This window comes from Phenylobacterium sp. (assembly GCF_035475775.1).
Classification (GTDB): Bacteria; Pseudomonadota; Alphaproteobacteria; order Caulobacterales; family Caulobacteraceae; genus Phenylobacterium.
In genome coordinates, this window is record NZ_DATIMC010000014.1 from 1 (window position 1) to 12,448 (window position 12,448).

General features: G+C 71.4%; 15 protein-coding genes. 4 read left to right on the plus strand and 11 right to left on the minus strand.

Translation table 11 applies throughout. The features are described from left to right. The first annotated feature begins 89 nt into the window (after window positions 1–89). Window positions 90–1,343: an MFS transporter gene (locus VLI41_RS01980; protein ID WP_325266377.1), complete on the plus strand. Its 1,254-nt coding sequence runs from the start codon at window positions 90–92 to the stop codon at window positions 1,341–1,343. A 42-nt stretch (window positions 1,344–1,385) separates the two neighbouring features. Further along, window positions 1,386–2,333 carry an SDR family NAD(P)-dependent oxidoreductase gene (locus VLI41_RS01985; protein WP_325266378.1) on the plus strand — a complete coding sequence of 316 codons (948 nt, stop codon included), beginning with the start codon at window positions 1,386–1,388 and terminating at the stop codon, window positions 2,331–2,333. A gap of 134 nt (window positions 2,334–2,467) precedes the next feature. Here the strand turns inward: VLI41_RS01985 and VLI41_RS01990 are convergent, their stop codons facing one another. From VLI41_RS01990 to VLI41_RS02010, 5 genes are all read right to left on the minus strand, one after another. Then, a complete protein-coding gene (locus tag VLI41_RS01990) occupies window positions 2,468–3,103 on the minus strand; it encodes an MAPEG family protein (RefSeq protein ID WP_325266379.1) in 636 nt (211 codons plus the stop codon). Between the two features lie 25 nt (window positions 3,104–3,128). Then, on the minus strand, window positions 3,129–3,533 hold the full coding sequence (locus VLI41_RS01995) for a GNAT family N-acetyltransferase (protein WP_325266380.1): 405 nt from the start codon (window positions 3,531–3,533) through the stop codon (window positions 3,129–3,131). After that, the gene (locus VLI41_RS02000) at window positions 3,530–4,126 is read right to left on the minus strand and encodes an HAD-IA family hydrolase (RefSeq protein ID WP_325266381.1); all 597 of its coding nucleotides are present in this window, start codon (window positions 4,124–4,126) and stop codon (window positions 3,530–3,532) included. Before VLI41_RS02000 ends, VLI41_RS01995 begins: the two co-directional genes overlap by 4 nt. Next, on the minus strand, window positions 4,123–5,004 hold the full coding sequence (locus VLI41_RS02005) for an NAD(P)-dependent oxidoreductase (RefSeq protein WP_325266382.1): 882 nt from the start codon (window positions 5,002–5,004) through the stop codon (window positions 4,123–4,125). Before VLI41_RS02005 ends, VLI41_RS02000 begins: the two co-directional genes overlap by 4 nt. 153 nt (window positions 5,005–5,157) lie before the next feature. After that, window positions 5,158–6,243 carry an MBL fold metallo-hydrolase gene (locus VLI41_RS02010; RefSeq protein ID WP_325266383.1) on the minus strand — a complete coding sequence of 362 codons (1,086 nt, stop codon included), beginning with the start codon at window positions 6,241–6,243 and terminating at the stop codon, window positions 5,158–5,160. A 257-nt stretch (window positions 6,244–6,500) separates the two neighbouring features. Between VLI41_RS02010 and VLI41_RS02015 the strand changes: the two genes are divergently transcribed. Next, entirely contained in the window at window positions 6,501–7,049 is a 549-nt protein-coding gene (locus tag VLI41_RS02015; RefSeq protein ID WP_325266384.1) for an Hsp20/alpha crystallin family protein, read from the plus strand. A gap of 12 nt (window positions 7,050–7,061) precedes the next feature. On the opposite strand, the gene VLI41_RS02020 is transcribed toward VLI41_RS02015, so the two are convergent. The 5 genes from VLI41_RS02020 to thrB form a co-directional block, all read right to left on the minus strand. Next, a complete protein-coding gene (locus tag VLI41_RS02020) occupies window positions 7,062–8,408 on the minus strand; it encodes a hypothetical protein (RefSeq protein WP_325266385.1) in 1,347 nt (448 codons plus the stop codon). 117 nt (window positions 8,409–8,525) lie between these two features. Beyond that, window positions 8,526–9,374 carry a hypothetical protein gene (locus tag VLI41_RS02025; protein ID WP_325266386.1) on the minus strand — a complete coding sequence of 283 codons (849 nt, stop codon included), beginning with the start codon at window positions 9,372–9,374 and terminating at the stop codon, window positions 8,526–8,528. Window positions 9,375–9,511: 137 nt separating this feature from the next. Beyond that, window positions 9,512–9,970 carry a MarR family winged helix-turn-helix transcriptional regulator gene (locus VLI41_RS02030; RefSeq protein WP_325266387.1) on the minus strand — a complete coding sequence of 153 codons (459 nt, stop codon included), beginning with the start codon at window positions 9,968–9,970 and terminating at the stop codon, window positions 9,512–9,514. 73 nt (window positions 9,971–10,043) lie between these two features. Next, window positions 10,044–10,490 carry a ribonuclease HI gene (gene rnhA / locus VLI41_RS02035; RefSeq protein WP_325266388.1) on the minus strand — a complete coding sequence of 149 codons (447 nt, stop codon included), beginning with the start codon at window positions 10,488–10,490 and terminating at the stop codon, window positions 10,044–10,046. Then, complete coding sequence (gene thrB / locus VLI41_RS02040; protein WP_325266389.1) at window positions 10,487–11,452, minus strand: homoserine kinase; 966 nt, start codon at window positions 11,450–11,452, stop codon at window positions 10,487–10,489. The genes rnhA and thrB overlap by 4 nt, the downstream gene beginning before the upstream one ends. Window positions 11,453–11,542: 90 nt before the next feature. Between thrB and VLI41_RS02045 the strand changes: the two genes are divergently transcribed. Further along, window positions 11,543–11,767 carry a hypothetical protein gene (locus VLI41_RS02045; RefSeq protein WP_325266390.1) on the plus strand — a complete coding sequence of 75 codons (225 nt, stop codon included), beginning with the start codon at window positions 11,543–11,545 and terminating at the stop codon, window positions 11,765–11,767. Window positions 11,768–11,792: 25 nt separating this feature from the next. Here VLI41_RS02045 and VLI41_RS02050 read toward each other — a convergent pair. Next, the coding region (locus VLI41_RS02050) for a hypothetical protein (protein WP_325266391.1) at window positions 11,793–12,448 on the minus strand (656 nt) is incomplete at its 5' end.

Genomic DNA, 12,448 nt, shown 5'->3' on the forward strand with positions numbered 1-12,448 from the left:
CCAACGGGAGCCCGCGCAGGTAAGGGGTGCGACGCCCGGCGTCAACGCTCATTGCAGCGCAGGGCGACGCAAGGCAGGGTCGGCCGCCCATGGTCGACGCCGCTCCGGACCTCGTCCCCTCCGCCCGTGCGCTTCTGAAGGAGCGCGACTACCTGGCGTTCTGGACCTCGCGCTGGACCGGCGGCTTCGCGGCCCAGATCCAGAGCGTCGCCATGGGCTGGCAGATGTACGCGCTGGCCCGCCAGACCCGCTCGGTGGAGGAGAGCGCCTTCCTGGTGGGCATGATCGGGCTCGCGGCCTTCATGCCGGTGTTCCTGCTGACGCTGCCGGCCGGCGAGACCGCCGACCGCCACGACCGCAAGACGGTGCTGCTCTGCTGCTTCGCCGGCGAGATGGCGAGCGTGCTGGTGCTGGCCATCGCCACCTGGCGGGGCTGGATGACGGTCCCCCTGCTGCTGGTCGTGGCCGCGGCCTTCGGGGCGGCGCGCGCGTTCTTCGCCCCGGCCAACACCGCGCTCGGGCCGATGCTGGTCTCCCGCGCGCTCCTGCCGCGCGCCATCGCCTGGAACTCGCTCGCCTGGCAGACCGCGGCGATCGCCGGCCCCGCGGCCGGCGGGCTGCTGGTCGCGTTCTCGCCCGCCCACGCCTACTTCGCGACCTTCGCCCTCTACGTCGTTTCCGCGCTCGCGGTCGCGGCGATCCGCAAGCCCACCCAGCCCGAGGTGCAGCCGGGCTCGCGCTGGAGCCTGATGAAAGAAGGGCTGCGCTACGTCTGGGACCAGAAGATCGTGCTGGGGGCGATCTCGCTCGACCTGTTCGCCGTGCTGCTGGGCGGCGCCACCGCCCTGTTGCCGGTGTTCGCGCGCGACGTCCTGCACGTGGGCGCCCAGGGCTTCGGCATCCTGCGCGGCGCCCCCGCCGTGGGCGCGACGCTCGTCGGGTTGCGGCTGGCCACCCATCCGATCCGCCACAAGGCCGGGCTGGTGATGTTCTTTGGCGTCGCTGTCTTCGGCCTGATGATCTGCGTCTTCGCGCTCTCGACGTCGCTGTGGCTGTCGGTGGCGGCGCTGGCCGTGCTCGGCGGGGCCGACATGCTCTCGGTCTACATCCGTCAGACGCTCACCCAGCTGGTGACGCCGGATGCGATGCGCGGCCGCATGGCGGCGGTCTCCTCGGTGTTCGTCGGCGCCTCCAACGAGCTCGGCGAGTTCGAGAGCGGCGTGGCCGCGCGGTTCCTCGGCCCGATCGGCGCGGCGCTGTTCGGCGGGATCGGCGCGCTGGTCGTCACCGGCGCCTGGGCCCGGCTGTTTCCCGCCTTGCGCAAGGCCGACCGCCTCGAATAACTGTCGCCATTGGTTAGCGAGATAGGTCCCAAGGAGGCGCGCATGGGCGTATTGGATGGCAAGGTGGTCCTGGTTACAGGCGGCGGCAACGGCATCGGGCGCGACTGCGCGCTGATCGCGGCCAGGGAAGGCGCGAAGGTGCTGGTCAACGACCTGGGCGGCGGGCTGAAGGGCGAGGACGAGGGCTCCGCCGGTCCCGCCGAAGCGGTGGCCCAGGAGATCCGCGCGGCCGGCGGCGAGGCCGTCTCCAACTCCGACAGCGTGACCAGCCTCGACGCCTGCTACGGCATGCTCGATCAGGCCAAGAAGGCCTTCGGCGGGCTGCACGCGGTGATCAACCCGGCCGGCATCCTGCGCGACGTGATGTTCCACAAGATGTCGGAAGCCGAGTGGGATGCGGTGATCGCGGTGCACCTGAAGGGCTCATTCAACGTCTGCCGCGCGACCATCGAGCATTTTCGCGAGCAGCAGGACGGCGCCTACATGCTGTTCACCTCGACCTCCGGGCTGTTCGGCAACATCGGCCAGACCAACTACGGCGCGGCCAAGATGGGCATCGCGGGCCTGTCGCGGATCATCGCCATGGAGGGCGCGCGCAACAACGTCCGCTCCAACTGCATCGCACCCGTCGCCTGGACGCGGATGACCCAGTCGGTGCCGATCAAGGATGAGGCCGCCGCCGCGCGCCGCAAGGTGATGGCCGAGAAGGTCCGTCCCGACCAGCCGGCCCGGTTCTCGGTGGCGCTGGTCTCGCCGGCCGCGGCCAGCGTCTCGGGCCAGATCTTCGGCGTCTCGGGCGAGAACATCATCCTCTACTCGCAGCCGCGGCCCATCGAGACCTGCTCGAAGCCCGAGGGCCAGGCGTGGACGGTGGACTCGATCATCAAGGAGGCGCTGCCGAAGATGGCGCCCAAGTTCTTCGACCTGAACCGCGCCCCGATGGCCGGCTCGCAGAACAACCAGGGCCAGCAGCAGCGCCAGCCGGCTTGACCTCACCCGCGTCATCGCGGGGGAGGGGGACCGCGGAACGCGGTGGAGGGGGAGGCCCCATCCGCCGAGCGCGCCGCCGCCCCCTCCACCACTCCGTGGTCCCCCTCCCCCGTCTGGGTGACGGGGGAGGTTCTCTATGTACCGCCCTCTTGCTTGCGGCTCGTCGCCCAGAACAGCACGCCTTCCAGCGCCAGGAAGGCCGCCACGACGGCGGCCGCGCCGGCCCATCCCGCCAGCTCGCCGCCGAACCGGGCGACCACGTAGATCAGCACGAGCATCGAGAGCGCCATGCTGGGGGCGCCCAGGCCGCGCATCGCCGCGCTCCGGTGGTAACCGATCCAGAAGGCGAAGCGGGCCAGGATCCAGACCACGGTCGTGGCGACCACCGCGCGCATGCCCGAGCCGTTCGCGGCGTAGGCCGCAAGCCCGAACAGCGCCGCGGCGAACACCACCGTCTGCTCGAGCGTGTTCTGCAGATAGCGCTGGTTGACCCGCAGCCGCTTGGTCTCGTAGCCGGCCAGCGGATCGAACGCCGGCGAGGTCAGCCGCTCGTGCGCCACCGCCTCCACCCCGCCGACCAGGCAGAACAGCACCGCCGCCGCCCAGCACTTCAGGGCGAAGACCATCCGTGCGGCCAGCATCTCCATGCCGGCGATTGGCGGCGTAAGTCGGTCGATGGCGAACCAGAGCGCCGCCGCCACCGCCGCGGCCACGGCGATGGCCGCCATGCCTGCGCGCCGCTGCTGTCGGAAGTCGCTTGCCTGGTTCATGCGCGCCTCACGGCGATGCCCGCGCTCATTTGGCGAACGGCGGATAGATGCGGAAGCCGGCCAGGCGGCGATGCGCCAAGCCTGCGTAGAAGTCTTCGGCGCTGTCGGTGACCAGGTCGATCCGCTCGCCCCCCGCCCGGCTGAGCGCCAGCGTCAGCATCTGCCGGGCGATCCCCTGGCCGCGGTGGGCCGCCGCGGTGGCGATCAGCGACAGGTGCGCCTGGATCTCGCCGTCGCTGAGCATCTGGGCGAAGCCCACCACCGCGCCGCCCGCCACGGCCACCACCGAGGTCACGCCCGGCGCGGTCAGCGCCCGGTGGGCCCGCGCCGGATCGGCCGGGAAGGACGGCCAGCCCTCGGCCTCGCAGAGGCCGATGACGCCCTCCAGGTCCGCGCGGCCGTAGGGCCTGACCTCGACCTGCGTGATCATGCCAGCCCCCGCTCGGCGAGCGCCGCCGCCAGCTCGGCGTTGGAGCGGAACAGCAGCGCGTCCCAGCCCGCGACCTTGGCGCCCGCCACATTGGCCGGGCTGTCGTCGACGAACAGGATCTCGCCGGCCTCGACCGCCAGCTCCCGCCGCACCGCCTCGAACGCCTCGGCCGCGGGCTTCATCGCGCCCAGTTCGCACGACAGGAACAGCGGGTCGAACAGCCCCTCGTCCACTACCGCTCGGCGCACGAAGGCGGGATTGTCGGAGAACCCCGCCACCCGCACGCGCCGCTTCAGCCGCGCCGCGAGCGCCCAGAGCTCGGCGTTGGGCGCCTCGAAGACGCTGAGCCAGAGGTCGAGCGCCTCGTCCATCGCCACCGCCTCGCCGGCCAGCGCGCAGAGTCCCGCCAGCAGGCCGCGTTCGTCGATCTCGCCGCGGTCCAGCGGGCCGGCCATCTCCGCCTCCAGCGCGCGCACCGCCTCGGGCGCGATCGCGAACCGCTCGGCCACCGCGCGCACCCGCCGCTCCCGGTCGAACGGCAGCAGCACGCCGCCGAGGTCGAACACCACCACGCTCGGCGGTCCGGGCGTCATTGCGCCGGCGCAGGCGTCCCGGCGCCCAGCGTCACGCCCGGCGGCGGCTTGTCGGTCTCGGGGACGAAGAAGTCCGGCATCAAGGGCTGGCTCGGATCGACGCGGTACTGGTCGAAATCCCGAACGCCCTCGGCGTAGAGGATGCTGTCGTCGATCAGGAAGTTGCCGCTGAACGCCTTCGCCGGCTTGTTGAAGATCGCGTAGGCCGCGTCCGCCATGATCTCCGGCTTGCGGCACTGGCGCATGCCCTGATCGCCTGCGAGCGCGAACTGGATCGCCGCGGTGGCGATGCCCGTGCGCGGCCACAGGGCGTTGAAGGCGACGCCGTCGGCCTCGAACTCGGCGGCCATGCCGAGCACGCACATGCTCATGCCGAACTTAGCCATGGTGTAGGCCGCGTGGCCGGCGAACCAGCGCGGGTTCATGTCGAGCGGCGGCGAGATCATCAGCACGTGCGGATTGGCCGCTCGCTTCAGGTGCGGGATGCAGGCCTTGGAGGTCAGGAAGGTCCCGCGCGCATTGACCCCGTTCATCAGGTCGTAGCGCTTCATCTCGGTCTGCAGCGTGCCGGTGAGCTGTATCGCCGAGGCGTTGTTCACGCAGATGTCGATGCCGCCGAACCGCTCGGCCGCGAGCGCGACGCCTTCCATCACCGAGGCCTCGTCGCGCACGTCGACCACCAGCGGCAGGGCCTTGCCGCCGGCCGTCTCGATGGCCTCGGCGGCGGTGTAGATGGTCCCCGGCAGCTTCGGATGCGGCTCGGCGGTCTTGGCAGCGATCGCCACGTTCGCCCCGTCGCGGGCGGCCCTGAGCGCAATCGCCAGCCCGATCCCGCGGCTCGCCCCGGTGATGAACAGCGTCTTGCCTTGCAGGCTCATATCGTGGCTCCGATCGCGCTCTCAATTCCGTCATCCCGGACGGCCTGCAAGGCCGATCCGGGACCCAGGGCAGGTGCGCGGCCCCTCCTGGGTCCCGGCTCTACCGCCCGCCTGCGCGGGCGTTCGGCCGGGATGACGAGGTTATAGGCCTTCCTACTCCGCCTGGTACCAGTCCACGCCGCGCTCGTCGCGCCGGCGCACGGCCTGCCCGCGGGCCATCAGGCAGTTGAGATGCGCCAGGCTCTCGCCGGTGGCCATGCCGATGTTGTTGCCGTCGATCTTGCGGCGGAACAGCACGTGGAAGACGTCGACCGCCCGCTTCGGCTCGGCGATCTCGACCTTCAGGTGGGCGAGCCTGCGCTCGTGGCCGCCGATCAGCGCGTCGATCCGGGCGTGCAGCCCATGGAACGGCTCGTTGTGGGCCGGCAGCACGAGCACGTCGTCGGGCACGATGGTCTTGATCCGCGCCAGCGAGGTCAGCCAGTCGTCCAGCGGATCGGCCGCAGGCTCGGTCGGGAACACCGAGACGTTGGAGGTGATCTTCGGCAGCACCTGGTCGCCCGAGATCATGAGCTTCAGTTCGGGACACCACAGGCAGACGTGCTCCGGGGTGTGGCCGGAGCCCACCACCACCCGCCAGGTGCGGCCGCCGATCTCGATGGCCTCGCCGTCGCGCATCCGCTGGAAGCTGTCGGGGAGCGCGTGCAGCGCCCGGCCGAAGCCGCCGAACCGCGAGCGGTAGGTGTCGAGCGCCTCCTGGTCCCAGCCGGCCGCGCGATAGAACGCCAGCGCGTCCGGCGGCGCTTCGCGCCCGGTGTCGGCCGCCAGCGAACGGCACATCAGGAACTCCAGCCGGCTGATCCACAGGCGCACGTTGAACTTGCGCGTGAGCCAGCCCGCCATGCCGATGTGGTCGGGGTGCATGTGGGTGATGAACACCCGCGTGACCGGCTTGCCCTCCAGCACGCCTGCGAACGCCCTGCGCCAGGCCTGCATGCTGGCCTCGCTGTTCAGCCCGGTGTCGACGATCGCCCAGCCGCCGTCCTCGGCGATCGCCCAGACGTTGATGAAGGCCAGCGAGCCGCCGAGCGGCATGCGGATCCACTTCACCCCGGGCGCGACGTCGACGCCCTCGCCGACCTTCGGCCCCAGCTCGATCGGATAGACCAGCCTGCGCCGGCTCTCCGCCTCGTGGGGATCCTCGACGCCGTCGGGCGTGATGCTGACCTGCTTGTTCATCCCCCCATTGTGGAAGCTTGCCGCGGCGTGAGCAAACCCGATCCGGCGCAGGCGGCGGAGCCGCCGTGATCCGAGACCGCGAAAATCACCAAAGGCCGCGAAACCGCAGCTGCGCCTTTCGTGCCGCTGCGAGTCCTTCTTGGTTCCTGGGCCGTCCGCCCGCCCGATCAAAAATCGGCGAGGCGGGATCGGACGCGCCGCCGATGGAGTAGTCTCGCGCGGGTCGGGGGGACCAGCTCACAAGGAGGACCTCCCCAATGGCCAACCGAGACCTCACGCCGCGCAGCAGCGGATACGGCAGCCGCGGAACGGGCCTGAGCCCCTACGGCGGACGCGACCCGTTCACCTCCTTCCGGCGCGAGATGGACCGCCTGTTCGACGACTTCTTCACCCCCGCCGAGGCGCGCAGCTTCGCCGCCGCCGGCACGCCCGCCGCCGAGCTCTCCGTCTGGCCCAGCCTGGAGGTCCATGAGACCGACCAGGCCTACACCGTGACCGCCGAGCTTCCCGGCACCGATCCCAAGGACGTCGACCTGAACCTCAAGGACAACGCGCTCACCCTCTCCGGCGAGAAACGCTCCGAGCGCAATCAGGAGGACGAGGGCGGTCGCCGCTACACCGAGCGCAGCTTCGGCCGGTTCTCGCGCACCATCCCGTTCGAGACGGAGGTGGACGCCGACAAGGTCGAGGCCACCTGCCACAACGGCGTGCTCAAGATCACCCTGCCGAAGAACGCCCAGGCCCGCGACAAGACCCGCAAGATCGAGATCAAGCCGCAGGGCGAGGCAGGCTCGACCCGCCAGTAGCGGCTGGACCGTTCACTCGGGATGGAGACCCCCGCCGGCCGGTCGCCAGCGGGGGCGCATCTCGGCCCCGCCCTGCGCCAGCCGACCCATCAGCTCGATGAGGCCCGAGCAGGAGTGGTCGTCGCGCGCGCCCAGCGCGATGCGAAGAAACGGCGGCTCGCCGGTTTCCGGCTCGATCACCTCGAAGCGATGGCCGCGGAAGCCGAAGCTGCCGCCGCGCTCGATCAGCAGGCCTCGCGCCGTCGCTTCGTCCTCGATCCGACAGGCGAGCGCTTCCAGCCCCTCGACGCCGTTGCCGGCTTCCAGCTCGAAGGCGCAGTAGGGCATAGCCGCCCCTGCGAGCCCGGCGCCGCCGAGCGGCTTGAAGCGGCGGTTTCGCGCCATGACCGCCTGCGCCAGGGCGGCGTTGTGAGCGAACACCCTTCCCGCGTACGTCTCGGTCGCCTCGCGATCCAGGAAGAACGGCGCCTCCAGCGCCAGCGCATCGACGAAGCGCAGCCCGGCGCCGGTCAGCGTGCGGCACCGCTTCAGCCCATCCGCCAGCGAGGCGGCCAGGTCCGCCTCCGTCGCGAACACGCTGACGATCCCGACGTTCGCCAGTTCGAGCCCTTGCTGCAGCAGCTTCAGTCCCGACACCAGGCGCAGGACGGCCGCCCCGCCGGCCACGGCTTCGGCCAGGATGGCCGGCGCCTGGGTCGCGGGCGCCGACAGGGTCTCGTCGACCACCAGCACCTGGCCGCGGGTCAGCCGCCGCGCGAGCCGCGCCGGGTCATGTCTGGTGAAGCGCCCGTCGCAGGCCATCGGCTCGACGATGATGCAGTCCGCATCCGTGGCGTTCCTGGCCGGCGCGCAGGCGCGCGCCACCAGTTCGCGGGTCTCGAAATAGGACCCCACGTGGGCGACCTCGAGCTTGCCTCGCCGGCGCTCGCCCAGGTGCAGAAGAACGGTCGCGAGCGCCGCCTGCCCGCTCGAGAACATCACGTGAGCGGCGGTCCAGCCCGGCGGCGCCGGTCCGAAGAAGGCTTCGCAGCGCGCCTCCAGGCTCTCCGGCTGGAAGTCCCGCTCGTAGCCGTAGGCGTCGTGCCGGCTATGCGCCAGGCGTTCGATCTCGCGCTCGGTCGGCGAGCGCAGCACGCGGGCGGTCTCGGCCGCCACCGACCTGAGCCAGCCCGTGCGCAGCCGCCGCGCCGCCTGCTCGAAGCCGCGCTCGACCTCGATCGGCGCCGGCCGCCCGAGCGCCGCCGCCGCCAGCCCCTCGATCTCGCGCAGGGTGGGCTCCATGTCGGGCCGCGACGCCGCCAGCGCCCGCGCCAGCGCCGTCAGCGCCTCGGCCTCCCGTCGGTTCTGATCGTTCGCCATCCGGACCCGCAGCACGAACCTGCAACCAGGCTCTAACGCGTTCGCGCCGCGCTCGGCTCTTCGGTTGCGGCTTCGCCTTTACGGCCGAGCCGCACCATGTTCGCCCTGTGGCGGCGGCTACTTTGGGCAGGGATGGTCCGGGCCGCGGCTGTCGCAGGCCGTCACCCGCTTCAGGTAGTCCAAGGCGGGCGCCGCGAGCGCCGGGCTGGCCGATGCGCGGTAGGCGTACTGCACCGCATAGAGCGCGTCGCCGCCGGCGATCACCTTCATCCACATGGTTTCGGGCTTGCCGGTGCTCGGATTGCGCGGACAGGCGAAGGTCCAGGTCGCCACCGCGTAGCCATTCTCGGGCTCGCTGCCGAGCTCCCGGCCGGCGCCGCCGGGACAGGCCGCCTGGTATGCCCCCACCATTCCTTTCGGCAGGGTCTCGGGGTCGCTCTTGCCGCGCTGGTAGAAGATCTGCTCGGTGATCATCCGCGACCAGTCGTCGACGGTTTCCGAGGTCGGCACGTACTCGGTTATCTGGGCCTGCGCGTTGCGGGCCCGGTAGCCCACCTTGAAGCCCTGCGGCAGCGGCAAGAGGATGTTCTCTTCCCTCAGGTCCGACATCGGCCGGGGTGACTGCGCCGGCGAGATAGCCTCGGCCGGGGCGCCGGGCTGCTTCTTCGCATAGGCCTGCACGCCAAGCAGGACGTCCTTGGGATCGAAGATGAACACCACGACGATCTCCCGGGTCGGGTCGCTCGCGGGAGGCGTGGCCGGGACGGTGTAGTCGTAGAGCAGCGCCGAGCGGCCGTCGGGGTTCTGGTTCCGGGTGAGCGGCGCGCCGAGGCTCTGCAGCACCTGCGCCTTGGTGGACTGCCCCTTCCTCAGCGCATTGATCTTCGCGGCCGGCAGGTTCGCCGCCGCCGCCGCCGCGCCCGCGAGGGCTAACGACAGGAGCAGCCCCAGCAGCAATCGTCCCACCGCACGCCTCCTTCGGTTCGGACGACCGCCTCGCACGCCGGCCTCGCCCGGTCCAAGGCGGCTGGTCGCCGCACCCGAGCGCGCCGGATGCTCGGTGCGGTCGCCAGCCCTGCGTCCTGGCGAGCCGCGTCCGCGGGTCAGAGGCTGGCGCGGGCGGTCTCGTCCATCCAGGCCCTGAGCGCGCGCAGGAACGGCAGCGCCTCGCGGAACTCCTTCTGGGTGAAGGCTTCGCGCAGGCTGCCCATGCGCGGCTTCAGCCCGGCCATGGCGCGCTGGTAGGCGTGCCGTCCCGCCGGCGTCAGCGCAACCCGCTTCTTGCGCCCGTCGACCGCGTCGGGCGTGACCGCCGCCATCCCGGTGGCCTCCATCCGCTGCAGGGTGTTGGTGATCGCGCCCGGCGTCATCTGCAGGGCCTGGGCGATCGCCGCGGGCGTCTGGCCCTCGCCGCGGCGGACCAGCAGGTTCATCACCAGGAACTGCGGATAGTTCACCCCCAGCGGCAGGCAGCGGGTGATGATGGTGCGCACCCCGGCCTCGATCAGCCCGATCTCGTCGAACGCCTGGACTTCCGGATGCTCCTCGATGGTCGCCGCCATGCCGCGCTCCTTGCTTCAACGCTGGACGATCTCAACTCTAAACATTGGACGAGCAACGTTCAATATTGAATTGTCAGGCGGCGCCCAGAATGTCCTTGATCCCGCGCCGCGCCAGGGCGTCGGCCCGCTCATTGAGCTCGTGGCCGGCGTGGCCCTTCACCCACCGCCACTGGACGTCGTGACGCAGGCGGGCTTCGTCAAGCCGCCGCCAGAGATCCTCGTTCTTCACCGGCTTCCTGTCGGCGGTGCGCCAGCCGCGCGCCTTCCAGGCGTGGATCCACTCGCCGATGCCCTGCTGCACGTATCGGCTGTCGGTGTGCATCTCCACCTTGCAGGGGCGCCTCAGCGCCTCCAGCGCCTGGATCGCGGCCATCAGCTCCATGCGGTTGTTGGTGGTGGCGAGCTCGCCGCCCCACAGCTCCTTCTCGCGCCCCCGCGAGATCAGCACCGCCCCCCATCCGCCCGGCCCCGGATTCCCCGAGCACGCCCCGTCGGTGTAGATCACCACCTCCGGGGTCACGCGGCGGTCCCGAACAGCACCAGGTCGGGCGAGGCGCGGTGCACGGCGAGCTTGCGCTCGTATTCCAGCGGGTCCTTGGGCCTGACCAGCGCGCCGGCCGGCGTCGCGCCCCAGTCGTGCAGCCGGGTCAGGAAGAAGCGCATCGCCGCCCCGTGCGCCAGGATCGGCAGCGCGGCCCGCTCGGCGCCGCTCAGCGGCCGCCTGGCCTCATAGCCCGCCACCAGCTGGCGCGCGGCGGTGATGTTGAACGAGCCGTCCGGCTCGAAGCACCAGGCGTTCAGCGCGACCGCGATGTCGTAGGCGTAGGCGTCGGTGCAGGCGAAGTAGAAGTCGATGGCGCCGGAGAAACTTCCAGATTGAAAGAACACGTTGTCGGGGAAGTAGTCGGCGTGGATCACCCCGGCCGGCAGGTCCTTCGGCCAGCCGCGGTCGAACCGCGCCAGGTCCGCCTCGATGACCGCCGACAGTCCGGGCTTCAGCGCTTCCGCCGCATCCTTCAATGTTGAAAAGAGTGGCGACCAGGCGGCCTCGCCGAGGTCGTTGTCGCGGCGCAGGGGGAATCCCTCGCCGGCGGCGTGCAGCCAGGCCAGCCCCTCGCCCGCCGCCCGGCACAGCGCCGCCGAGGGCCGCCGGGCCGACAGCCCCGAGAGGAAGCTGACGATCACGCAGGGCTTGCCGCGCACCCGCTTCAGCACCTCGCCGGCGCGGTCGGCGATCGGCGTTGGGCAGGGATAGCCGCGCCCGGCCAGCCACCCCATCAGGCCCAGGAAGAACGGCAGGTCGGCCTCGCGCACCCGCCGCTCGTAGATGGTCAGGAAGAACCGGCCGGTCTCGGTCTCCAGCAGGAAGTTGGAATTCTCGACGCCCTCGGCGATGCCCTTGAAGCTCAGCGCCTGGCCCAGCGCATAGTCGGCGAGCAGCCCCGCCAGCTCCTCGTCGGTGATGTCGGTGTAGACCGCCATGGCCCCCGCGAATGGGCCGATCCCGCCCGCGGGGTCAAGACGCCTGGCGCGCGGCATGCTAGATTGAGGGGCTTTCCGTGGGAGATCCCGATGATCGCGCTGAAGGTCGAGAAGATCGGCGACCAGGTCGCCGTGATCCTGTCGGAACAGGCCCTGGAGGTGCTGAACGCCGAGGTCGGCGGGGTCCTCCACCTGGAGCCCGCGAGCGACGGCAGCGTGCTGGTCTCCGCCACCCAGGAGGTCTGGCTGGACGACCACCACGCCCGCGGCCGCGCCTTCCTCAAGCGCTACACCCGCGCGCTGGAGCGGCTCTGATCGCGCACGCCGCCACGGGCGCCGGTCACTCGGCGATGCGCTCGGCGATCGGGTGGTCGAACACCAGCACGACGTAGCCCTCGTGGTCCAGGCGGCGGGCAGGGGGGCCGAGCTGCCGCACGGCCGTGGCCACGCAGGCCTCGAGGTCGAGGCAGGCCTCGCCGTCGTTCTTGACCATCACGAACCGCGCCGGCAGCCCCGGCGGCTCGTCGGCGGCGCGGTACCAGAAGCTGGAGCTCTCGGCGACGCGCCGGCGGAGCCTGCCGTTCTCGAAGGCCACCGGCCGGATGGTGACCTTCCCGCCGCTCACCGGGCCGATCATCAGGCTCTGCGCGCCCCAATAGGGGCCGTAGCCGTAGGTCAGGCCCTGGCCGGCGAGGAAGGCCGCGAGCGCCTCGGCCTCGTAGGGCCGCGAGGGCTTCGGCGGGCCGAGCCAGGCGCCCGGATCGGCGAGCGCGCCGGCCGCCATGAACAGCAGCGCATACGTTCCCGCCGCGAGCCTCGCCCAGGTCGGGCAGCGCCGCCATCCCGCCGCCAGCCCATAGGCCGCCACGAGGCCTCCGAAGAAGTAGAGGTTCGGGAACCACCGCCCGAGGCTCGCCAGCGTCGGCCAGTCGCCGATCGCATAGGCGCCGAGCGTGCCTGCCATCGACAGGACCGCGACGGCCACGACCAGCTGGC

Coding starts and splice junctions, on each gene's coding strand:
- VLI41_RS02010 (WP_325266383.1), bottom strand. CDS start 6,243: ATGAACAAGCAGGTCAGCATCACGCCCGACGGCGTCGAGGATCCCCAC.
- VLI41_RS01990 (WP_325266379.1), bottom strand. CDS start 3,103: ATGAACCAGGCAAGCGACTTCCGACAGCAGCGGCGCGCAGGCATGGCG.
- VLI41_RS02015 (WP_325266384.1), top strand. CDS start 6,501: ATGGCCAACCGAGACCTCACGCCGCGCAGCAGCGGATACGGCAGCCGC.
- VLI41_RS02020 (WP_325266385.1), bottom strand. CDS start 8,408: ATGGCGAACGATCAGAACCGACGGGAGGCCGAGGCGCTGACGGCGCTG.
- VLI41_RS02030 (WP_325266387.1), bottom strand. CDS start 9,970: ATGGCGGCGACCATCGAGGAGCATCCGGAAGTCCAGGCGTTCGACGAG.
- VLI41_RS01985 (WP_325266378.1), top strand. CDS start 1,386: ATGGGCGTATTGGATGGCAAGGTGGTCCTGGTTACAGGCGGCGGCAAC.
- VLI41_RS01980 (WP_325266377.1), top strand. CDS start 90: ATGGTCGACGCCGCTCCGGACCTCGTCCCCTCCGCCCGTGCGCTTCTG.
- VLI41_RS02000 (WP_325266381.1), bottom strand. CDS start 4,126: ATGACGCCCGGACCGCCGAGCGTGGTGGTGTTCGACCTCGGCGGCGTG.
- thrB (WP_325266389.1), bottom strand. CDS start 11,452: ATGGCGGTCTACACCGACATCACCGACGAGGAGCTGGCGGGGCTGCTC.
- VLI41_RS02045 (WP_325266390.1), top strand. CDS start 11,543: ATGATCGCGCTGAAGGTCGAGAAGATCGGCGACCAGGTCGCCGTGATC.
- VLI41_RS01995 (WP_325266380.1), bottom strand. CDS start 3,533: ATGATCACGCAGGTCGAGGTCAGGCCCTACGGCCGCGCGGACCTGGAG.
- VLI41_RS02005 (WP_325266382.1), bottom strand. CDS start 5,004: ATGAGCCTGCAAGGCAAGACGCTGTTCATCACCGGGGCGAGCCGCGGG.